General features: G+C 51.5%; 19 protein-coding genes and 3 tRNA genes. 13 read left to right on the top strand and 9 right to left on the bottom strand.

Features of this window, described 5'->3' with window-relative positions; genetic code table 11:
• Positions 1-5: 5 nt before the first annotated feature.
• Both ACOQPM_RS10895 and ACOQPM_RS10890 read left to right on the top strand, forming a co-directional pair.
• Complete coding sequence (locus tag ACOQPM_RS10895) at positions 6-143, top strand: hypothetical protein (RefSeq protein WP_420629285.1); 138 nt, start codon at positions 6-8, stop codon at positions 141-143.
• Between the two features lie 245 nt (positions 144-388).
• Positions 389-1003, top strand: coding sequence for a hypothetical protein (locus tag ACOQPM_RS10890; protein ID WP_420629284.1), 615 nt, complete (start codon positions 389-391; stop codon positions 1001-1003).
• A gap of 158 nt (positions 1004-1161) precedes the next feature.
• Here ACOQPM_RS10890 and ACOQPM_RS10885 read toward each other — a convergent pair whose 3' ends face one another.
• Together ACOQPM_RS10885 and ACOQPM_RS10880 are read right to left on the bottom strand one after the other, a co-directional pair.
• Entirely contained in the window at positions 1162-2433 is a 1272-nt protein-coding gene (locus tag ACOQPM_RS10885) for a hypothetical protein (protein WP_420629283.1), read from the bottom strand.
• A gap of 1 nt (position 2434) precedes the next feature.
• The gene (locus ACOQPM_RS10880; RefSeq protein WP_420629282.1) at positions 2435-3589 is read right to left on the bottom strand and encodes a deoxyguanosinetriphosphate triphosphohydrolase; all 1155 of its coding nucleotides are present in this window, start codon (positions 3587-3589) and stop codon (positions 2435-2437) included.
• A 206-nt stretch (positions 3590-3795) separates the two neighbouring features.
• Between ACOQPM_RS10880 and ACOQPM_RS10875 the strand changes: the two genes are divergently transcribed.
• From ACOQPM_RS10875 to ACOQPM_RS10850, 6 genes are all read left to right on the top strand, one after another.
• Complete coding sequence (locus ACOQPM_RS10875; protein ID WP_420629281.1) at positions 3796-4479, top strand: LysM peptidoglycan-binding domain-containing protein; 684 nt, start codon at positions 3796-3798, stop codon at positions 4477-4479.
• A gap of 2 nt (positions 4480-4481) precedes the next feature.
• A complete protein-coding gene (locus ACOQPM_RS10870; protein WP_420629280.1) occupies positions 4482-5768 on the top strand; it encodes a M24 family metallopeptidase in 1287 nt (428 codons plus the stop codon).
• Between the two features lie 41 nt (positions 5769-5809).
• On the top strand, positions 5810-6226 hold the full coding sequence (locus ACOQPM_RS10865; protein WP_420629279.1) for a septum formation initiator family protein: 417 nt from the start codon (positions 5810-5812) through the stop codon (positions 6224-6226).
• 376 nt (positions 6227-6602) lie between these two features.
• Entirely contained in the window at positions 6603-7787 is a 1185-nt protein-coding gene (locus ACOQPM_RS10860) for an SAF domain-containing protein (RefSeq protein ID WP_420629278.1), read from the top strand.
• A gap of 44 nt (positions 7788-7831) precedes the next feature.
• Positions 7832-9049: a Flp pilus assembly protein CpaB gene (cpaB, locus tag ACOQPM_RS10855; protein WP_420629277.1), complete on the top strand. Its 1218-nt coding sequence runs from the start codon at positions 7832-7834 to the stop codon at positions 9047-9049.
• A 79-nt stretch (positions 9050-9128) separates the two neighbouring features.
• Positions 9129-9833, top strand: a complete 705-nt coding sequence (locus tag ACOQPM_RS10850) for an NUDIX hydrolase (RefSeq protein ID WP_420629276.1) — start codon at positions 9129-9131, stop codon at positions 9831-9833.
• A gap of 13 nt (positions 9834-9846) precedes the next feature.
• Here ACOQPM_RS10850 and ACOQPM_RS10845 read toward each other — a convergent pair whose 3' ends face one another.
• The 5 genes from ACOQPM_RS10845 to ACOQPM_RS10825 form a co-directional block, all read right to left on the bottom strand.
• The gene (locus tag ACOQPM_RS10845) at positions 9847-10512 is read right to left on the bottom strand and encodes a metal-dependent transcriptional regulator (RefSeq protein WP_420629275.1); all 666 of its coding nucleotides are present in this window, start codon (positions 10510-10512) and stop codon (positions 9847-9849) included.
• Between the two features lie 54 nt (positions 10513-10566).
• Complete coding sequence (locus ACOQPM_RS10840; protein ID WP_420629274.1) at positions 10567-12309, bottom strand: M3 family oligoendopeptidase; 1743 nt, start codon at positions 12307-12309, stop codon at positions 10567-10569.
• 65 nt (positions 12310-12374) lie between these two features.
• Positions 12375-12445 (bottom strand) — tRNA-Cys (locus ACOQPM_RS10835).
• A 146-nt stretch (positions 12446-12591) separates the two neighbouring features.
• Positions 12592-12663 (bottom strand) — tRNA-Gly (locus tag ACOQPM_RS10830).
• 103 nt (positions 12664-12766) lie between these two features.
• Positions 12767-12839 (bottom strand) — tRNA-Phe (locus ACOQPM_RS10825).
• A 191-nt stretch (positions 12840-13030) separates the two neighbouring features.
• Here ACOQPM_RS10825 and ACOQPM_RS10820 point away from each other — a divergent pair.
• Together ACOQPM_RS10820 and mtaB are read left to right on the top strand one after the other, a co-directional pair.
• Positions 13031-14356, top strand: a complete 1326-nt coding sequence (locus ACOQPM_RS10820; protein WP_420629273.1) for a CpaF family protein — start codon at positions 13031-13033, stop codon at positions 14354-14356.
• Positions 14357-14401: 45 nt separating this feature from the next.
• Positions 14402-15706: a tRNA (N(6)-L-threonylcarbamoyladenosine(37)-C(2))-methylthiotransferase MtaB gene (mtaB, locus tag ACOQPM_RS10815; protein WP_420629272.1), complete on the top strand. Its 1305-nt coding sequence runs from the start codon at positions 14402-14404 to the stop codon at positions 15704-15706.
• Positions 15707-15730: 24 nt separating this feature from the next.
• Here the strand turns inward: mtaB and ACOQPM_RS10810 are convergent, their stop codons facing one another.
• Positions 15731-16534, bottom strand: a complete 804-nt coding sequence (locus tag ACOQPM_RS10810) for a mechanosensitive ion channel family protein (RefSeq protein ID WP_420629271.1) — start codon at positions 16532-16534, stop codon at positions 15731-15733.
• 477 nt (positions 16535-17011) lie between these two features.
• Between ACOQPM_RS10810 and ACOQPM_RS10805 the strand changes: the two genes are divergently transcribed.
• Together ACOQPM_RS10805 and leuS are read left to right on the top strand one after the other, a co-directional pair.
• Entirely contained in the window at positions 17012-17830 is an 819-nt protein-coding gene (locus tag ACOQPM_RS10805) for a class I SAM-dependent methyltransferase (protein ID WP_420629270.1), read from the top strand.
• A 261-nt stretch (positions 17831-18091) separates the two neighbouring features.
• Positions 18092-20614, top strand: a complete 2523-nt coding sequence (gene leuS, locus ACOQPM_RS10800) for a leucine--tRNA ligase (RefSeq protein WP_420629269.1) — start codon at positions 18092-18094, stop codon at positions 20612-20614.
• Positions 20615-20750: 136 nt separating this feature from the next.
• Here the strand turns inward: leuS and efp are convergent, their stop codons facing one another.
• Positions 20751-21308: an elongation factor P gene (efp, locus tag ACOQPM_RS10795; RefSeq protein ID WP_420629268.1), complete on the bottom strand. Its 558-nt coding sequence runs from the start codon at positions 21306-21308 to the stop codon at positions 20751-20753.
• Between the two features lie 285 nt (positions 21309-21593).
• Between efp and ACOQPM_RS10790 the strand changes: the two genes are divergently transcribed.
• Positions 21594-22409, top strand: a complete 816-nt coding sequence (locus ACOQPM_RS10790; protein WP_420629267.1) for a hypothetical protein — start codon at positions 21594-21596, stop codon at positions 22407-22409.
• Positions 22410-22427: the final 18 nt, after the last annotated feature.

Below are 22427 nucleotides of genomic sequence, written 5' to 3'. Positions count from 1 at the left end.
ACATTATGCTGGGGATGGAACGCCGTTACCCCCAAGCCCTCGCCGATATGGAAACATATCTCACCCAAGCCGACCCCACCGACGAAAATTGGCCCGATGCCAACCGCATCGTCACCCTCCTCCGCGACATAGACCAAGAATAGCCTCTTTGGGCAAATTGCGTTGTCATTCGTTCCTTGTGCATGTAATAGATATGCACTTAGCTGAATCTTGTAATGGTCAACGAAACATTTTATACTGTGCGAGATCGTGTTTATTGCCAGAATAAGTAGTTTATCCAGCACCAATGCCTGATAAAACCCTGATTTTCATCTTACCCAGCATCGGTGCAGGTTAATAAGTAGTTAGGACGGCTCTCAAATGGGCTGATGTAAAGGAATTAACGTAAATGATTCGCTTGTATTTCGATACTTGCATTCTTAACGATTTTTTTGCACTCATTCAATATGAGTATGGTGAAGGAATGCGAGCAAAAGATGTAAAAGCTCCTTTATCTCGATGGACGCCAGAATACATAGCTTTGTATTACTTGCTTAACCTAGATGACCAATGGCAATTGATATTTGGGACATCTGAAACCACTCTAAATGAAATCAAAAACTTTTCTCCAATCGGGCATATCGCTCACGAAAAAAGAGCATTTCTTGAAAGAGCCTACTGTGAGCTATCAAAAAACTGGGAGTCATCTTCGGAACCTGTCTCTGATGCAATTGTAGCGAGAGTTAATAGCCTTTTTGGACCAGGTTATGACTCTACGCACATTTGCCGTGCAATTCAAAACAGATGGGACTTTTTTCTTACAACAGACTTTAAGACCATTTTGAATAATTTGGTTGCTGTCAGGGAGATTGAGAACAAGATTAAAATTAGAAGTCCTCTGCAATTTCTCGAAGAAAACTTGTTGCCACTCTCGACTTTAATTAGAACACTGCATGGTTCTTGGACCGACATTGATACTTTCATTACTACATTTAGTTTCGACTTGAACCAGTTGAGGAATTAAGACATTAAGGCAAAATACATAGGCGGCAAGCCGCCTAACATGGGTTGCAGGTGACGCTGGCGCGATGCCTCGAATGGCTACCGGTTTGGTCATTGGCAAAGGCACTTGCTGACCGCGCCAGCGCACCTGAACCTGGCGTTAGGCAGCATGGGCGAAGTCTACTGACTATCCACCACCGCAATTTCGTCCCAAATTTCTTCTAAATCGGTGAAGGTGGCAATGGGGGCGACTGCTTCCATGAAGGCGCGGGGGGTGTGGGTGTTGGCCTGGATGTCGCGCAGCATGGGGCCAGTGGGGTCGCTGCCGGTTGCGCCGGGAACGGCCGCATACGCCCCGTAAAAGGCAAAGTACGCCTGGTTCAGCTTGCGAATCCCATACCCATTTTGCAGAAAAACGAGTCGTCGTGCTTCCATGTATGCCTCGGCTGCTTCAATATCACCCGCTGCTAGCAGCTCCTCGGCGTGGATGCGGGTGGCGGCTAGCTCTGCGCCATACTCAAAGACTTGCGGCTCATCCGGTTCGGCTTCGGGGGCTGGGTCTGTGGCTGGCGGCGGGGGCGGCGGCACAAATTCGGGATAGTACCGCTCGATGACGCGACTGCCGATTTCTTGGTCAAATATGGAGGCGATGGTTTCGTTGATGATGCGTACCTGGGGGTCGCCGTAGTTTAGCCCGACGGGGAAGAAAGTCATCCAGTGGTGTGCCCATTCGTGGGCAGTGACCTCCACAAACCAGTTAATGTTGCTGGTTTCCATGATCATCGCCGGGTAAGTGCCTAAGCCACCCAGCGGCACGACCAGGGCAGAGAGGTTTAGCTGTTCGTAGACGGCCGTTTCCAATGCATCCTTCTCCGCCGTAGACAATCCCGGAATGAGCGACACCCCGTAAATCCGCTCGATGCGGTCTCGCGGGGAGATGATAAGCAGCGACGGCAGCGGACTCATTTGCATCATCACGGGCGGCCAGGCTTGCCCCAGCACGCCAAACCCTTCCTCCGCCAAAATCTGCCCCACTTGATCCTGCACAATTGCCTCTGCCACGGGTTGGAGGGCAGCGAGTTCCTCTCTTTTTTGGGCATATTCGGTTTGCAAAACGGCCGTTGCCGCCACTGGGTCACTAATGTTTGGATCGGTGTAAATTTGGCTAATTTGGGCATCCAGCTGCTGAATTTCACGAACGAGTGCCATAAAATCTAGCACCGTCTGCTTGCGGCTGGCTTCATCCAAAAAGGCATCATTGTTGGCCAAAACGCCCTCCGCTTTGGCGGCAAAGGCATTTAGCTCCCAGCTCACAAAATCAAACTGGCGCAATCCGACCAGTTGCACAATTTGGGTGTATTCGTCGCCAAAAGGGGGCCATTCACGCGCCAAAAAGAAGAGACAAATAATTGTCAGCAGCAGAAGTTTGAGCCAGAGAAAAAGGCGACGCATCTTAGGCACGGCGATACGGGTCGTATAGCTTTTCCCACTCGTCCAGCGCGTACCGATCCGTCATCCCGGCGATGTAATCGGTAATGACGCGGTGGAGCGGTGCTTCGTCCAGCTTCTTTTTGGTACCGGTGGGCAGCATGTTTGGTTCCTGGGCATAAGCCTGGAACAGCTCAGAAATGAATCGCTCCGCCTTTGTTTGCATGCGGATGAGCCGGTAATGATGGTACATGCTGTCCAGCAAAAACTTCTTGAGCTGGCGCACCTTCGTTTTGAATTCAGGCGAGTAGCTAACCAGATTGACGGGGTGGTTTTGCACCTTTTCTACAGAATCAATCTGGTTTTCTGTCAGGTTTTGGCTGGTCTGTGCCAAAACATCTGTTACGGATTGGCCGATCAGTTCGCGGATGAGTTCGTGGCGGGTGATGTTAGGCAACGGCCGTTCCGACTGCCACCCCACAACTTCCTTCAACTCTTGCCACAATGTTAGCTTATCCAATGCCGCCATCTCAAACATGCCCGCCCGCAGGCCATCATCCAGATCGTGTGCGTTGTAGGCAATTTCATCAGCCAGATTGGAAATTTGTGCTTCCAGCGAGGCGCGTTTGCCTGGCTCATATCCTTCAGCATCGCTTTTGTCGTAATCGGTTTCGTGCTTAATCATTCCTTCGCGCGTTTCGTAAGTCAGGTTGAGGCCGGGGAAGTTCGGGTAGCGCTCTTCCAGCTTGGTAACGATGCGGTAGCTTTGCGTGTTGTGGTTGAAGCCTCCGTGATCGGCCATGAGCCGATTGAGTGCGTACTCACCAGCATGGCCAAAAGGAGGATGTCCCAAATCGTGGGCCAGGCAGATTGCTTCGGTCAGCTCTTCATTGCAGCCCAGCCCCCGCGCTAGCGACCGCCCCAACTGGGCAACTTCCAGCGTGTGCGTCAGGCGAGTACGGTAATGATCTCCCTCATAATAAACAAAGACCTGTGTTTTGTACTCCAATCGGCGGAAAGCAGTGGTGTGAATGATGCGATCCCGATCGCGCACAAATGCAGGCCGCGAAGCGGATTCGGCTTCAGGATATACGCGCCCACGGCTGTCTGCACTTTTTAGCCCATATGGAGCGAGGGCCATTTGTTCAATCTCTTCCAGCTTTTCGCGCTTGTAAATCATGGGGACCTCCAACATCTTATGAATTATGTACGGGCGATGCAGTTGGAAGACATTTCGGTTTGCCAGGCAAAAATTTATTCTCAACTGCATCGCCCCTACTTGCTATTATTTTATGGTAAGTGTAACATAATTCCAGACGGCCGTCTCAATAGTTCATAGTCTGCACAGCCATGCAAATTGGTTTGGCGCAGCAAAGGGGAAACCGTATGCCAAATCTCCGTTCACCTGTCGTTTTGATGATGATTGCGATTGCCATCATCCTGGCCATAGGCGTCTTTTTAGCCATGAATGTGATACAAAACCGGGATGCTGCTGAAACAACCGAGGCGCCTGCCGACGGCAATTTCTTGGTAAATGTAGGCGGGCAGCCAATTACGCTGCAAGTAGATCCCAACACACGCCCCAATCTCGCAGATGCCCCTGCCAACGACAGCCCGCGCCCGGAAGAGGTAGCCACAGAAAGTCAACCGCCGGATCAGCAAGTGGAAACCGCTACTGCCACGCCGGAACCAACGGCCGTTCCCCCCACAACCGTGCCACCAACAAATGTACCCGCCCCTCCTGCCGTCGAGAAAATCATCTACCAAAGCTACACGGTGCAGCAAGGGGACACACTTTACAGCTTGTCGCAGGCATTCACCACCTCCATCGCCCTCATGGCCGATAAAGGTATCTCCCAGACCAATCTGGTACCAGGTACAACCATCAACATCCCAGTGGGAAATCCGCAATATTGCAGCGGTCGCGGACGGCCGTATGCGGTAGGCGAAGGCGACACCGCCTTCAACATCAGCCAGCGATTCAACACCACGCCTGAAGATTTGCAAACGCGCAACAACCTGGACGCCAACTACACCGTCAAGATTGCCGACATCATTTGCGTGCCGTAACCATGCGCCTGACTCAATCTGAATTTAACGGCCGTTCCCAACAGCTTCTCGACACCATCCGCCAAAACAGGTTCACAGGCGTGGTTCTCTTCGACAGCACCAACATCCTCTACTTCACAGGCTTTGCCTTTATCCCCACAGAGCGTCCCATCGCCTTTGTCCTCAGCGCCGAGGGTGAGCGCGCCATGCTGGTACCCCGCCTGGAAGTGGAACACGCTCAAGCTGAAGCCGATCTGGATCGCGTGGCACATTACCTGGAATATCCCGGCGATCCGCACCCAATGGCCATCTTCCAGGATTTGCTGATGGATATGGGGCTGATCAAGGAAAACGTGAACCCCCAATTTTTACATACCCCCACCCGGCCAGAAGAGATTGTGATACGGCCGCATCAAGAAGCACCCAAACAATATCCCCTAGCCAGCAGCAGCCAGATTGGGGTCGATATGGACGGTTATCCCTGGATTTTTGGCTACGAAGGCGTGTCTCTCAGCCAGCTAACCGGCATGACGGTACACAATATACAAGGTCAGCTCAACAAAATGCAGGCAATCAAAAGCCCCGCCGAGATTGCGCTTATAAAGGAAAGCTGCAAGTGGGGCCACCTGGCGCATGTGCTGTTGCAAAGATATACGGCCGTCCATGCCACAGAAACGGCCGTTAGCCTACGCGCCAGCCAAGAAGCCACCCTGGCCATGATGGACGCTATCGGCCCGCTTTACCGCGCCCAAAGCATGTGGCTCACCGGGCCGTTTGCCGGGTATCGCGGGCAGATTGGGCGCAATGCGGCCATTCCCCACGCGCTGGCCAACAACATCACCTTTCAACCAGGGGATGTGCTGGTGACGGGCGCGGGCTGCCCCATGTGGGGCTACAACTCAGAGCTGGAACGCACTATGTTCGTGGGCGAACCTACCGCCAAGCAACAAACCTTCTTCAATCATATGAAAGCAGCACAGGAGGTTGCCTTCGAAGCAATGAAGCCGGGGGTGGCCTGCAGTGCGGTGGATTCGGCCGTTCGTACCTATTACGAAAAAAATAGTATGATGCAATATTGGAAGCATCACACCGGCCACGCCATCGGCCTGCGCTACCACGAAGGCCCCTTTTTAGACAGTGGTGACCAAACTGTGTTGCAAGAAGGCATGGTATTCACCGTGGAGCCGGGTCTGTACGTGCCAGAACTCGGCGGCTTCCGCCATTCAGACACGGTGGTTATCACGGCAAATGGCGTGGACTTCCTCACTTACTATCCGCGCGACTGGCAAAGTCTGGTCATTCCAGCTTAGGCTCTTGCCAGAGAGAATATTTATGTTAAGATGTGAGCGTTATGTATAAAGAACTATGGCGGCAACGGCCGTTGCTAACGCTCCCCCAAATCATTATCCTGCTGCTGGTGGGTGCGGCCGTCTTTGTCGCGGTGGATCTGAACCGGCGAGCGCAGGCTGGGCAACTGGTTGGCGTGGGCGAAACGGACCTTCAAGCTCAAGTAGACGCCGAATCTACTCGCCAGGTTTCGCTCCAGGTTACGCTGGAATATGTGCAAAGCGATGATTACATAGCCGCCTACGCCCGCGACGAAGCAGGCTATGTTTTGCCCGGTGAAAAGCGAGTGGTGCCTTTAGTAATTGAAGCGACGCCTTTGCCAACGGCCGTGCCCACCGCCACCCCAGACCCCATCCAAAACGCCCGTCCCTGGCAAGCCTGGTGGCATCTCCTCGTTAATGCTCCCCAACCGTCACAATAACGTCCAAAACCCCAGAAAATCTGCCAACCAAACCATATTCGCCAAAAATCTAGCCAAACTCTGCCAAAACTCCCCCATTTGTACTATATTTAGCCGCTTCACAATGCCCCTGCACTTGCTATTCAACTTTACATATGATAACATACGGCTCGTTGAGAGGTTTACATATTGTTATTTGTATTGGTATTTATCAGACAAACAAACTGAGCTACGGCTGTGTCCTCAATTGCAAGAAGGTTCCGGTTTTCAATAACCAAACAAACTGAAGCCGACACGAGATAGCAATACAGTTTGAGTCAGTAGCTTACTCCCGTATGACACGCGACCCAAGATACCCGCTAGCCCCTAAACATATGCTTAAAAAAGGGACGATCTTATGAGCCGTCGAACTATCTTGATTCTCATTTTTGTATTTGCCCTCGTATTATTGTCAATTGTCGGTGTGTTTGCTGTTCTACAACAAGATCAACCCATAGATACAGCAACGGAAACAGACGGTACGCCAGGCGCACCCGCCCCAGACGGTTTAGAGAGCGATGAGCCAGCAGAAACAGTGCAGCCGCTTGTAGAAGTGGTCGTCTCTTTGCAGACCGTTCCGCGTGGTCACCAAATGACAGAAGATATTCTGGCTTTGGATATGCGCCCGATTGACACTGTTGGCAACAATGTAATTACCAGCATAGAAGAAGCAGAGAACCTGTTCGCTAGAACCGATATTTATCAGGGCGAAACGCTTACCTACGATACTTTGGTAGATGATATTACCCAGGTTGGTCTGGAATCATTCGGGCCAAGCTCTCTCATCCCACCAGGGTATGTGGCTCAATCCGTCCCAATGAATCGGCTCACTGGCGTAGCTTACGGCGTAAGCGAGGGTGATTACGTAGACATCATGGTTACATTCCTCTTCCGTCAAATTGACGAGGAATTCCAAACTTATTTGCCCAATAACGCAGCCTTTTATCTAGAAGAACAAATTGAAGCCATTGAAGCATTGGGGGCCGGCGATGTATTAACCACAACGACTGGGTTAATTATTTTTCCGGTTGAGCCAGTCGGCCGTTTTGAGGAGCTGCCCACAGGCGATCTTGCCCATATTTTCCCCAATGAAGAAGACATTGCCCCACGCCCCGTACCCGTCAGCATGATCATTCAAAACGCTCGGGTTATTCAAGTGGGACAATATAGCTTACCCGGCAATCCAGCAGATTTAGTTCCTACACCCACACCTGAACCAGCAGAAGAAGGGGAACCCACTCCCACGCCGCCACCGGCTCTGGCACCAACCGCTACACCGCCTCCGCCTGATGTGATAGTCGTTGCTTTGCAACCACAGCAACAGCTTCTGCTACGGTATGCAGTAGAAGTAAACGCACAAGTTTTCTTTGCTTTGCGCGGTGTCAACGATGGTCAACTATATAGTGTAGAAAATATGACGTTAGACTTCCTTTTAGAGCGGTTTAATGTTGAGATTCCGCCTAATTTGGGGTACTCGGTTGAATCAACGGTGATACAGATAACACCCACCCCGCCCCCTGAAGAAGGCTCTGTGCCTGAATAATGATGGGCTGTTACTTTCAAGGCTAACTTAACAAGGACCCTGTTATGCGTCTCAGAACGTTCATTCTCCTGATTTTGGTATTGATATTGATAGCGGCCGTTGCGCTTTTGCTGCTGGGCAATAGTGGTATTGGGCCTCTGGCTGGCCTTTTAGGTGGCAATGATGACACACCAGCAGAAAACGGCACCACCGATAATGGTGATGATGACAACGGTGCAGAAGAGCCGCTACAACCGCCACCAACAGCAACCCCAGGGCTTGAAGATGTGGTTGTCGCTCGGGTAAACATCCCTGTAGGCACAATGATTACAGATGAGCTGCTAGAAGTTCAACGGTGGCCGCGTGACAATATTGCTTTACAAGGTGGTTACACATTTACGGATACAACGCAGTTGGTTGGGCGCATCACAAAGGTAGACATAGCGCGTGGGCAATCATTTTTAAGCCCCATGTTGGCACTAAACCCAACAGACATTGCTTCATTTGGTTCTGACCTGGCTTTGTATGTGCCGTTTGGGGAAGTAGCCATTGCCTTCCCTGTTGACCGCTTCAATGGTGCTGCCTTGGCGATGCGCCCTGGTGATTTAGTAGACGTGTTGATGACAATGCGGGTTGTAGACATCGATCCGCAGTTTGGTACGATATTGCCTAATAATGTGGCGCGTGTCATCAATTCAGCATTGCTTAACGGACAGCCATTTTTGTTTCCAGAGGTTAAAGACGGCCGTCTCGAATTTGTTCCGGAAATCAACCAGGTAGCCGCTATTTATCCCAGCACGCTTGGGCTTGAAGGACAAGATTTCACGCTTGGGCTTCCTATTCCTAAGCGAGTCACCCAGTTAACTATTCAACAAGCAGAAGTACTATACGTAGGTACTTGGCAAGACCCACGCATTTTAGAACAAGAGCAAATTGCCGCCCGGGCAGCGGCTCAACCTGGCGAAGATGGTAGTGTGCCACCAACACCTACCCCTATCCCTTCCAGATTAGAAGGCCAGCCAGATGTGGTGATTCTCAGTATGTCATCGCAGGATGCCCTGGCGTTAAACTGGGCTATGTTTCGGGGGGTAGATATTGACTTGGCTTTGCGCTCACCTGGCGACCAAACGGCATTTGTAACAACCAGCGTTAGCCTGCCACAAATTATTGACCAAGGTGGCTTGGCCATACCAGATCAATCAAATTTTGATCTGCATCCATCTATGGATAATGCGCCATATCTGGCCTTGCCACCGGAAAATCCCAACGAGCCAGAAGAGTAGTTTAAGAGTGTCCAGCAACATTAAAGTCTCTAGCTTCTGGCTGGAGACTTTTTATTTACGCTAATTTTTGGGAGGCATCTTGTCTGTAGAGTTATCTGCAAAATACGATCCGAATCAGTTTGAACGGCCGTCTGTCACCGTAGACGTGGTCATTTTCTCGTTAGATAAAAACGAGCTGAAGGTGCTGCTCATTAAGCGGCTGGCGCCACCGTTTGCCAACATGTGGGCTATCCCTGGTTCGTTTGTGCAAATAGATGAATCATTAGAAGAAGCGGCCGTTCGCGCTTTGGCAGACGAGACCGGTGTGGAGGATGTGTACACAGAGCAACTATACACCTTTGGCAATCCTGGGCGCGACCCGCGCACCCGTGTCATCACCGTGGCTTACTTTGCCCTCGTACCACACGATGCCATCCACCACAAAGCCGGACGCGATGCCAGCGAAACAGGCTGGTTTGCCATCTCCCAGCTTCCTTCGCTGGCATTTGACCATGCCGAAATCATAGAGTATGCACACACGCGGCTTCGGTACAAGTTAGAGTACAGTTCAGTTGGGTTTCAATTACTGCCTGATGTGTTCACACTTTCCGAACTGCAAAAAGCGTACGAAATTATCCTGGAAGAACCTTTAGACAAACGAAACTTTCGTCGCAAGATTTTATCGGCGGAAATTTTAGAAGAAACGGGGGAAAAGAAAAAAGAAGGAGAAGGCAGACCCGCCATGCTTTATCGGTATCGGGAAGACGCTGTTGCCGAGGTTAAAACGCGCCGCCTGTTTCCGTAAGCAAATTAAGATCTTACTCTACCCAGAGGGATTTAGTTAGCTCCACGCCTAGCACCACATCATCCCGCCCCACGCGCAAGCGCATTGGCCCATTAAACGGGGCGCGCCCCATAATTTCAAAATCTGCTCCTGGTACCAAGCCCAGTGAGCTGAAATATTTTAGTCGTTCTGGATCATGTGTACGTACCCGGCTAACTGTGCCAACATGGCCCACCCCCAAATTTATGATGCAGACATCTTTCACTTCTGGCAAGTTGCACTCTGAATCAGGAATTGGTTCACCATGGGGGCAGCGGGTGGGGTTGTTGGTCATTTCTGCCATGCGCTCAGTAATTGTGTCGTTGAGCCCTTTGCCCATATCATCCGCATGTTCATGGGCTTCATCCCAGGTAAAGTCCATCACATTCACTAGAAAAACTTCCAGAATGCGGTGGCGGCGCAACTCACGCAACGCTTCTTCACGGCCGCGCGGGGTTAGTTCAATGCCCTGGTACGGCTTGTGCTTTACATAACCTGCATTTCTGAGCCGTTTCAACATGCGCGGCACCGCTGGCGCAGATACCTGAAGGCGCTCTGCCAGGCTGGTTGTGCTTACGGTAGGCGAATCCTCTTGCAGCCGAAAAATTTCGGCCAGATATTCGCGCATCGCCACGCTGGGCTGAAAGTTGTCGTTGACCATGTAATTGATATTATCTCGATCTTGACTGTATTGCCAATCGGCACGCTTAGCTTCCTAGCTTAAGGTATTTTTTCTTAATTTGGTCGTTGTTTCCTCAATAAGCATCACTAGGTCTGTCAACATCTCTGTATCGAACCGGAATTCTGCCCCCGCAGCAGCAAATAACTCTGGCAAGGTTTTGGTGCCACCCAAAGAGAGTGATTGACGGTAAGCAGCTAATGCTTTCGCAGGGTTCTGCAAGCTGTTGCGCCAAACTTGCAAAGCCCCAACTTGCGCCATGCCGTACTCAATATAATAAAAGGGCGAGGTGAAAATGTGCAGCTTGCGATGCCAGCCGGTTTCAAGGCTGGCTTCATGGCCGACCCAATCAACGCCTGGTAAGAATCGTTCATACAGATTTTGCCAAGTGGCATCGCATTGAGTGGCATCTGCCGCTTGTTCGGCATTGGTATACACCCAATGCTGGAAGGCATCTACCACGGCCATGTAGGGCAAAAAGGCAAGGCTATTTTCCAGGTGGTCTATGCGGGCGCGTGCAGCTTGCGGCGACGTATAGAAGCCGCCACTTTGGTTTGTGAGGTAAGGCGCAGCTAGCAGCTCCATAGACATGGAGGCAACTTCGCAAAATTCCATGGGTGGGTCGGTTTGCCAAATGAGGGGTAGTTCGGCCGTTTCAAACACATGGAAAGCGTGTCCAGCTTCATGGAGCATGGTTTGCACATCATCATGGCTACCCACACCGTTCATAAAGATAAACGGCCGCATTCTCAGCGGTAACGGGCTACAGTACCCGCCCAACGCTTTGCCGGCACGAGTATCCAAATCCAGCAGGCCATCTTCTGCCATGGTGGCAAAATGGCGGCCTAACTGTGGGTCAAGCTGGTTAAAGATGTTGAGCGTGTGTTGAATAAGGGCATCCTGGCCTTGATACGGCCGTAGTGGTTCCCCATCTGAATCATCCACCAACGTTCCTTTTTCTGGCACCCAATCCCAGGGGCGCAATGTATCATACCCAAGTCGCCTCTTTTTACGTTCTAAAATGCGTTGTACTGCGGGAACAACGGCCGTTTCAATCGCTTCATGAAACGTTAGGCAATCCTCAGGCGTGTAGTCAAACCGACCTTTTTCCCGGAAGGCATAGGTGCGATAGTCTGGTAAATCGGCATTTTTAGCCATTTGCTGCCGCAGCGTGAGCAGTTTGGCGTAAATGCCATTGAGCGTTTCCCGCTCACTTAACCACAAATCAGAAATTGCTTGCCACGCTTTTTGGCGCACCGCACGGTCCTTGTCATTCAAAAAGAAACCAAGCTGGCTCAGGTTTTTTTCTTCGCCATCCCAAGTTGCTTTGAGCACACCGGTTACTTTATCATACTCATTTTCCAGTTTAGCTGCCTGAGTAAAAAGCGGAATGTTTTCCTCACGGAACAAGGAAGCCTCATTCTGCATGTTTCGCAGCACGAGCGTCATATCTTCTAGAGCCTCACTGCTTGGATCAACTGCCAGCAGCCGCTCCTTTAATGCTTGGATAGCAACTTGCGCCTGCGGGTAAACATCATTGATCAAATCCAGAAATGCTTGCTCTTTCTCTTTGTTGGTGGTGTCTTGTGATTTTTCAATGTAAATCAGTGAGGCTGCTTCAAACAGTAGACGGGTCAAGTCGGACCAGTCGGTGAGCCATTGGCGCAAATTTTCGGAGGTTAACGGCCGTTCCTTCAGTTCATTAAAATAGGGAGCAAACGTCTCCCATTGTCGTGGATTAATGACATCTACGGTTCGTGGCAAATCAAAAATCTTCATGCTAGAAAACTCCATAATTGGTGACAAAAAAAGCCCCTGCCAGCGGGCAAGGGCTTTGGATATTGAGGCGACGACCGGATTCGAACCGGTGATAAAGGTTTTGCAGACCTCTGCCTTACCACTTGGCCACGTCGCCGGAAACAAATCCGGCAGGCTTGCAGCCTGCCGATTGTTACTGTTTCGCCAATGCTACTTAATTGGCGATTTAGAAGGGAGGTGGCGAAACAGTTAAACAGAAGCAATCGTTATCATGAGCCACCTACAACATCTGCTTCTGTATAGAGCGGGCAACGAGATTCGAACTCGTGGCCTTCTCCTTGGCAAGGAGACGTTCTACCACTGAACTATGCCCGCAAAGAGAATTACTAGTTACAGTTATACCAACTGCCGCTTCATTTAGCAAAACTTTTACTGCAATCTTACCAAACAATCATGGCAAATGTTAAAAAGAAAAATATGCCAGGACCCAGACTCGAACTGGGGACACCTGCATTTTCAGTGCAGTGCTCTACCGACTGAGCTATCCCGGCGAATCCTTTGTTAAAAAGGCTGGGAAATTCTATCCAAACCAACATGGGATGTCAAGTAGCAGACATAAAAAACGGTCGTATTTCCCCCGCGCTGGTAAGAACGGACTATGGCTGAAATGCAACCTTTCTCGTTACAATGATTCTCGAATTTCTGACCACGAGTTCGTGTCCTAGACACGTAAGGAAGTATTATGCAAACAGAACAAAACGGGGCAGCCCATACAACCACAACCAATAATCTAGACAGTACGCGTCTCTGGTTGGCGCAAAAAATTGAAACCTCCCTACCAAAAACACTCACCCTAGATCGCAGCCCACACACAATCAAACTCATCAAAGAACGGTACAAGCTGGCCCGCCAACACGCTAAAATCAGCATTGCGCCAAGTGATGAAAAGCAGTTTTTTGAAGAGCTACTAGATGAAATTTTAGGCTTTGGCCCTCTGGAAAAAATCCTCAAAGACAACGATGTTACTGAAGTGATGGTCAATCGCGCCGATCTGGTTTACATCGAAAAGAAAGGGAAGCTCATCGAGTCTGGGGTTACCTTTGTAGATGATACCCATGTGGAGCGCGTTATTCGTAAGATCATAGAACCTCTAGGGCGTTATGTGGGGGTTGATTCACCGTTGGTAGATGCCCGGCTGCCTGATGGCTCCCGTGTCAATGCCGTCGTCTCCCCGTGCGCCATTGACGGCCCCAATATCACCATCCGTAAATTCTCCAGCAACCCATTTGGCATTCAAGATTTAATCAACTTTGGCAGCCTGAATCAGGATATGGCCGACTTTTTGGAAGCATGTGTACGTGCCAAGCTCAACATTGTTGTGGCTGGCGGCACTGGCTCTGGTAAAACCACCTTACTCAACGTACTCTCCAGCTTCATTCCCGATGGAGACCGCATCGTTACCATCGAAGATGCGGCCGAATTGAGCTTGCTTCAACGGCATGTGGTGCGTTTGGAAACCAAAAAACCATCCAAAGCAGGCGACAGCGAGGTAACGATTCGCGATCTAGTCATCAACTCATTGCGGATGCGCCCGGAGCGCATTGTGGTGGGTGAATGTCGCGGAGGCGAAGCGTTAGACATGCTACAAGCCATGAACACTGGCCACGATGGCAGTCTCACCACCATTCATGCCAACAATCCACGCGACACCATTAGCCGCCTGGAAACATTGGTGCTGATGGCTGGGATGGATCTGCCGCTTTCTGTGGTACGCAAACAAATTGTTTCGGCCGTAGACCTGATTGTGCAGCAAGCCCGTCTGCGCGACGGTAGCCGCAAGGTCATCAACATCACCGAAATCACGGGCATGGAAGGTGAAACCGTGGTAATGCAAGACATCTTCAAATTTGAGGAAACAGGTGGTGGCGACGGCGAATTGGTTGGTGATTTCAAACCAGGCGGCATGCGCCCCAACTGCGAGCAACGCTTGCGTAATTTTGGCTTTAAATTACCTGCGTCTATGTTCATGGGGAGTCGTAACGGTTCACTCAGCCGTCGTATGCGGTAATTTCCAAACTCGCACCGGACCTTTGCCTGCGCTAAAATGGTGGCCATGAAAGTTTTCCTGAATAGTATTGGCTGCCGCTTGAACCAAAGCGAAATCGAAACAATGGCGCGTCAGCTACTGGCTGCTGGGCATGAGATCGTGACGGAGTCCGCTAAAGCTGACAAAGTTATCATCAACACCTGCGCGGTTACGGCCGAAGCGGCCCGCGATGCCCGCAGCCAAACCCGCCGCATTCACCGCCAAAATCCAGACGCAGAAATTGTGCTCACGGGCTGTTACGCCACCATTGCGTCTGATGAACTGAGCCAGGTGCAGGGCGCAGGGCGCGTTGTGGTAAATCAGCAAAAAGCCCAGCTTGTGCAACTGTTGGATCCAAAGGCGCGTATCGAGCTGCCCGTTTTTGAGCAAGAGCCTGTATTGAGGGAGTTTTTGGCAGGCGGCTTGGGGGCAAACACGCGCGCTTTCATCAAAGTGCAGGATGGTTGCGACAACAAATGCACCTTTTGTGTCACAACGGTGGCACGGGGTACGGGGCAAAGCCGCCATTTGGGGGATGTGGTGGCTGAGATTCAAGCATTGACCGCGGCTGGCTATCAGGAAGCTGTGCTGACGGGGGTGCATTTGGGCAGCTACGGGCATGATTTTGGCAATCGGGCAGGGTTGCTTGATTTGGTGCAGGCTATTTTGCGGCACACTGATATTCCTCGCTTGCGCCTCTCTTCACTGGAGCCGTGGGATTTGGTGCCAGACTTTTTTACGCTATGGCAAAATCCCAGGCTGCTGCCACATTTGCACATGCCGCTGCAATCTGGCAGTGACAAAATCTTGAAGCGAATGGCGCGACGCACCAGCTGCGCCAGCTTCCGCGAATTAGCGGAGGCTGCCCGCAGCCACATCTCCAATCTAAATTTGAGTACCGATGTGATTGTGGGCTTTCCGGGTGAAACGGCCGCAGACTTTGCCGATAGCTTGGAATTTGTCGAAGAAATCAACTTTTCCAGACTGCATGTGTTTGGCTATAGCCCTCGCCCGGGAACGGCCGCTTCGCAATTCCCCAACCAAATCAACGGCAAAATCAAAAAAGAACGCACCCGTCGCATGATCAATCTGGGGAAAGAACTCAGCCACAAATTCCACCGGCGGTTTGTAGGACAGACGCTCAACGTACTGTGGGAAACGAACGTGGGAGCAGACAACGGCGGCTTGCGCTGGGTGGGCTATACCGATAACTACATCCGCGTGCAGGCAAATGGCCCCGCCGATTTGTTCAATCAGGTCACGCCCACAAAAATTGTGGCAGCATTCCCAAATAGCGTCGCCGGCTTCATCGGGGAGCCAGTTTCTGTTTGAGTTTTCTCGATACAGCTTTTTTCCTCAATCCCCCAAATGTATACCAGATTCATTTAGGCGTTCATGCACCAAAGCCAGCAAGCGCGGGCGCATCTCTGCCCCCATCGCATACTTTGCTTTAGCTACCAGCGTCAACTCCGTTTGCTGCCCAATGGCTCCAGATTGGCTGATGATTTGCCACGGCTCCAGCAAATTTGGCAGCAACAAAGTCGCCTCTTTGCCAAGCACCTCCAAAATGGGCAACGCTCGGCTCAAATCATCCGCATCTACTTTGATGGTGACGGTAGCAGGGGAAAAACTGCCGCGACTAAAGTTACGCACAATACGGATTTCGCCATTGGGCACGACAAATAGCTCACCGCTACCTGCGCGCAGCGTCGTTGTCCGCAGGTTGACAGATTCCACAACCCCTTCATTGCCCAAAATGTCTACTTTTTCGCCCACGTCGAAGGTGTCTTCAAACAAAAAGCCAATACCGGTGAGAAAATCACTCACCAACGGCCGTGCGCCCAAGCCAAATGCCGCCGCAAACAAGCCCACCATCCACACCAGCGTCTCGCCCCCCACAAAGAGGTTGAGGCTGAGAAGTACGGCCGTTACCATCGCTAAAAACGTAATGGCACTCCCCACCAGGCTTGTCAGCGTCTTTTGCCTGTCGGGGCGCAGCTTGCGCCGCTTGCTGGCCAGGCTGCCAATTCGCAGTAGTCGTCGCGCCATGCGCCCAGACAAGCGATGAATCAAGTACGCCACCAAAAAATAAACAAAAATCCGCAGCAGATAGCTCCACCACATTTCTGCGTTCCAAATTTCCAAAAACTGTTCCCACATAGTTGCCTCCAGGCACAGATTTTATCATCTTCTGGCTAGCTCTCTAACTCATGTTACGCAGCCCAAGACTACAAAAGTCTTACTCAGTCTGGAAATTGCCTGAAATGCGACCTAGACTTTTGTAGTCTCCCTAGACGAAGTGCGTAACATCAGTCTCTAACACAAAATTGACGAATTGCCACACCTATGCTAACCTGTTAGCGTCTAATTCAGGAAACCTATGATGATAAATTACATGGTTGCTCAACGATTACGAAATGAACAACGGCACTTACTTGGTAGCCGTGTTTGTTGCGTTGCTGGGGCAACCTCATGGGTCGAATGAATTAAGAAATTGAATTTCTAAACATTTTAGGCCACAGGTGCTTCAGCCCTGTGGCCTTTTTCTTTTCACACAGCCACGGGAGACCCTGTGGCTTTTTGTTTCACCAACTGCACAAACCGGCTCAAAAATTTAGCGATTTGTGGAGGAAACCCGTGAAACAGAAAAATTTAACAATTAAAAACCATAGCCCGCCCACCAAGCGGGCAGCACCGACAAGTTGGGATGATGTGGCCGCTTGGTATGACGGTTGGATGGGGCAAAAAGGTGGCGATTATCATCGCCAGATAGTGATTCCGGCTTTGCTGGAATTACTCACCCCCCAACCTGGCGAGTCCGTGTTGGACATTGGCGCAGGGCAAGGTGTTTTGGCACCCTATTTGCAGGAAGTGGGCATGGAATATCTGGGTATCGAAGCTAGCCCGAAGCTGGTGCAGCGAGCTAAAAAACGGCATACAAAAGCGAATTTTTTGCGGGGTGATGCCCGTGCATTGGATAAGGTGGCTGGTGTGAAGAAGGGTGGGTTTGACACGGCCGTCTTCCTGCTCAGTATTCAAGATATGGATCCGCTGGATGTGGTGCTGCAAAACGCATCTTGGGCATTGAAACCCGGCGGGCGGCTCGTGATTCTCATGACCCATCCCTGCTTCCGCATTCCCAGGCAAAGTGGCTGGGGCTGGGACAAACAGCGCAAGCTGCGCTTCCGGCGCATAGACAGCTACCTGACAACGCTGCGCGTGCCGTTGCAGCCTAAAAAGCAAGGCCAACGCAGCGGCAAGACCCGCAGTTTTCACAGGCCACTGCAAGCCTACATCAACGGGCTGGCCGACAGTGGCTTGTTGGTGGAGCGCATTGAGGAAATTCCGGTGAAAGATGTGGCGCAGTTGGCAAACGGCCGTCTCAAAGCAGACAAACGAGCCAGCGCCGAAATACCGCTATTTTTGGGCATTCGCGCCCGGAAAGTTATAAGATAAAGTGACAGGCACGGGGCAAAATGGTTTCCACAGAAAAACATTGTGCGCCCCGTGCCTGTCACTTGAAGAAATATCATGAACACAGAATTTGCCTTTACCCAAATTTGGAACCTCTTATTGTTACATCGCCCGACAGCGGCATTGATTCTAGCTGCTGTCGGGCAGTTCGCCGGGGGTTGAAGCCCTTGGGCGGATCGAAAGTGTTAGTTGCTCAATTACACAATTACCAAATTACCCAATTACAAACAATAAGAGGACAAAATGACAAAGCAAACAAAATACAATCCCCACGCCGTCGAGAAAAAATGGCGACCCATCTGGGAAGCGCAAAAACTGTACCAGGCAGGCGATGACCTTGCTAAACCAGACATCTACATCCTGGACTTTTTTCCGTACCCATCCGGGGCGGGGCTGTCTGTGGGACACGCCCGCAACTACGTACCCACCTGCATCATTAGCCGCTACAAGCGGATGCGCGGCTACAACGTGCTGCACCCGATGGGCTGGGACGCCTTTGGCCTGCCCGCCGAAAATTACGCCATTAAACACAACATCCATCCTAGCGAAAGCACCAAACTGTTCGCCGACACCTATCGGCGGCAGATGCAAGCAATGGAATGCAGCTACGACTGGTCACGCGAGATCAACTCCACCTTTCCCGATTATTACAAATGGACGCAATGGTTTTTCCTGCTGCTGCACCAGCGAGGGCTGGCCTACCGGGCAATGGGCAGCCAATGGTGGTGCCCGTCTTGCCAAACCATCCTGGCCAATGAGCAGGTAGAGCAAGGGCTGTGCTGGCGCTGCGACAGTGAGGTGACCAAGAAAGAGCTGGCGCAATGGTATTTCAAAATTACGGAATACGCCGACAGGCTGATTGCCGACCTGGACACCGTGAATTGGCCGGAAAACGTGAAAACGATGCAGCGCAATTGGATCGGCCGTTCCGAGGGCACCGAAGTCGTTTTTGAAGTTAAAAATCCACAGATTACACAAATTTCGCAGATTGAAGAACAAAAATCTGTGCAATCTGCGAAATCTGTGGCTAAGAATTTTACGATCAGCACCTTCACGACGCGGGCGGATACGCTATTTGGGGTGACGTTTATTGCCATCGCGCCAGAGCATCCGCTGGTGGGGCAAATTGTGAGTGACGGGCAGGCAACGGCCGTTTCCCACTACACCCAGCAAGCCAAGCGCAAATCAGAAATTGAACGCACCGCCACCGAAAAAGTACAAACCGGGGTCTTTACCGGCGCGTACGCCGCCCATCCGCTGACGGACGAACCAGTGCCCATTTGGGTAGCCGATTACGTGCTGCCCAGCTACGGCAGCGGCGCAGTGATGGGCGTACCCGCCCACGACAGCCGCGATTTCGCCTTCGCCCAAACCTACGATCTGCCCATCGTGCCAGTCATTGAACCGATGGGTGGTGAGGCAGACGAGGACTGTTTTGTAGGATACGGCCGTCTCATCAACTCAGCACAGTTCAGCGGGCAAACCTCACAAGAGGCCATCGCAGCCATAACCACCGAACTGCAAACCCAAGGCAAAGGACAGCCACAGGTAACCTACAAACTGCGCGACTGGCTGATTTCGCGTCAGCGGTACTGGGGCGCACCCATCCCCATCGTGCATTGTCCAGAATGTGGCCCGATGCCTGTGCCGGAAGATGAGCTGCCCGTCCTGCTGCCGGAAACAGACAACTTTGCCCCCGCTGGAGACGGCCGTTCCCCGCTGGCGCACGTTCAAGACTGGGTCAACACCACCTGCCCGCAGTGCGGCGAACCCGCTCAGCGAGAGACAGACACAATGGACGGCTTTGCCTGCTCCTCCTGGTACTTTCTGCGCTTTGCCAACCCGCATTACGACGAGGGGTCGTTCGACCCGGCGGCAGTGCGCCGCTGGCTGCCAGTGGACATCTACGTAGGCGGCACCGAACATGCCGTGCTGCATCTGCTGTACGCTCGCTTCTGGACAAAAGTGATGGCTGATGCAGGGCTGATTGATTTTGTAGAACCCTTTACCGAGCTGCGAAACCAGGGGGTGCTGTCTTCGCCGCTGGACGGCCGTCGCATGTCCAAATCGAAGGGCAATGTGATTACGCCAGATGAGGTCATTGACCAACATGGCACCGACGCGCTGCGGCTGAACGTCGTTTTCCTGGGGCCATTTGACGCCGACGTCATCTGGGATGATGCAGGCATTCGCGGCATGACGCGCTTTGTAGGGCGGTTCTGGACGCTGGCGCAGGAAAAGGTTCACGCAAAAGCCCAACGTCACGAAGACGAGAAGGCGAAGGTGCGTTTTGAACGGGCGCAGCACAAAATTGTGAAGCGGATTACGCAAGAGATGGATGATTTTCGGTTTAACACTGCCGTTGCTGGTCTAATGGAATATCTGAACAGTCTGTACGACGCGCGTGAGCAAGCCATCGGTGTGGAGGCGTGGCGGGAAGCCATTGGCACGATGGCACGACTGCTGGCCCCCCTCGCCCCGTTCATTGCCGAAGAGGTGTGGCAAACGGCACTGGGTCATACCGAATCCGTCCATCTGCAACCGTGGCCCAGCTACAATGAAGCGATGACGCTAGATGATGAAATCACCATCGTGGTGCAGGTGAATGGCAAGGTGCGTGACCGGATGAAGGTGGCGGCTGACCTGCCTGTGGATGTGGTGAAAGAAACGGCCGTTGCTCAACCCAACGTCCAAAACCATATCAATAGCCAGCCAATCCGCAAAATCATCGTTGTGCCGCAAAAGCTGGTCAACATCGTCGTTTAGCACAAATTAAAAAGTGCTCTGCTTCACATGGCAGAGCACTTGTCTTCAGTTAAAAGCATCGTTCGGGTAGGGGTAGACCCCCGTGTCTACCCTAAACAACGAGCTCATCGGGGGTGCGCCCCTACAATTTTATAGTTTAAACGCGAGTGATATATTCCCGCGAATCCGTGTTCACGCGAATTGTGTCGCCAATGTTCACAAACAAGGGCGTTTTTACCTTCAAACCAGTGCTGGTGATCACTTCCTTCGTTGCACCTGTGGCTGTATCGCCAGCCACTGCATTTTCAGCTTCCACAATTTCAAAATCCATCGTTTTGGGTAGATTGTAATCCAGCACCTCACCTTCATACATCAGCAGTTCCAGCTCCATGTTGTCCAGCAAAAACTCCTTGTCATCTTCCATCACATGGTGGTTTACCTGCTTTTGTTCGTAGGTGCCAGTGTTCATAAACACATAAAACGTGCCGTCGTCATACAAATATTGGAAGGTTTGCTTGTCCAACCGAATATCTTCCACGCGGTCGCCAGAGGTGAAGGTGAGCTGAAAGTTAGAGCCTGAGCGCAAATCGCGCACGCTCACGCGAATGGTGGCCTTGCCGCGCCCCGGCTTGCTGTGGCTGTATTCCGTTACTTTGTAAAGATTTCCGTCCTGAGTAAAACTTACTCCACGACGTAGCTGATTGACATCGATCATTATCTGGTTGCTCCTCTAAAAATTATGAATTATGAAGGAAGAATTATGAATGCGGAGTTTATCATAAACAATCTGGTGCGGGTAATATGAAAAACTGTTGGGTGCATAAAAGAGTTGTCAGTGAATTTCACGCCAAGGCGCAAAGACGCCAAGTCTTTCCCTTTGCGCCTTGGCGTCTTTGCGTGAGCCAATCATTTTGCCTGGCAACTTGTTAATGCACCCAAACTGTTTTTTTGTAAACTGGGCTTGCGTCTTTTTTTGTCTTTTGAGTACAATGCGGCTGTTATGGATGAGCTAACCATCGAAACCCCAGAAACCCAAATTTTATGCCACCAATGTGCGGCCGTTCTTCCCATCGAGCAAGGCTCCCAATTTGTAACCTGTGAATTTTGCGGCGCGACCAACTTTGTAGATAAAAGTGGCGCAGTGCTGCATTATGCGGTGCGCGCCACGGTGGATGAAACGGCCGCTGCTGCCGCCGTTCGTCGCTGGATGGGTGGCAATGACACGGTGAAGGATTTAGACAAGAAGGCGGTTTTGGAACGGCCGTCTTTCCAGATGTTCCCCATGTGGCTGGTACGGGTGGATATGAACGGGCAGGAAAAAGTCGTGCTAGAACCCGCTGCTGCCCTCTCCGTGCTGGAAATCACCGAACTGAGCATCCCTGCCTCCGACCTGGAACCGTATGATCACACCATGGACGGCGATGCCATCACCCCTACCGTGCCGCTGGACACAGTTCGCAAATGGCTGGCCGAGAACCAAAAAATCGCCGCTGGGCAGATCAAAGAGAGTTCGTTGGTGCATCTGCCCCTGTTCATTTTCAAATATACGTTTGGTGGGCGCGGGTATACGGCCGTTGTGGATGCCGCTAGCAGCCAGGTATTTGCCTCCATTTATCCGTCCAAGCGCGAAGTACCCTACGTGGCCATTGGCTCCATCGGCTGTGCGCTTTACTTTTGCGCCGCGCTCATTCCCGCCATTAGCTTTTTCTCATTCGATATTAGTCTGATTTTTGGCATTGTCGGCTACATCGTCGTCGCCATTGTGCTGGCCGTACCCATTTTTGGCATCGCCGCCTACATTTCTGCCCGTGTATGATAATTTGTAAGGGCGTTT

Origin of the sequence: Candidatus Leptofilum sp., from assembly GCF_965223525.1 — a bacterium.
Lineage (GTDB): Bacteria > Chloroflexota > Anaerolineae > Promineifilales > Promineifilaceae > Leptofilum.
This window is presented reverse-complemented; position numbering and strand designations above follow the sequence as displayed.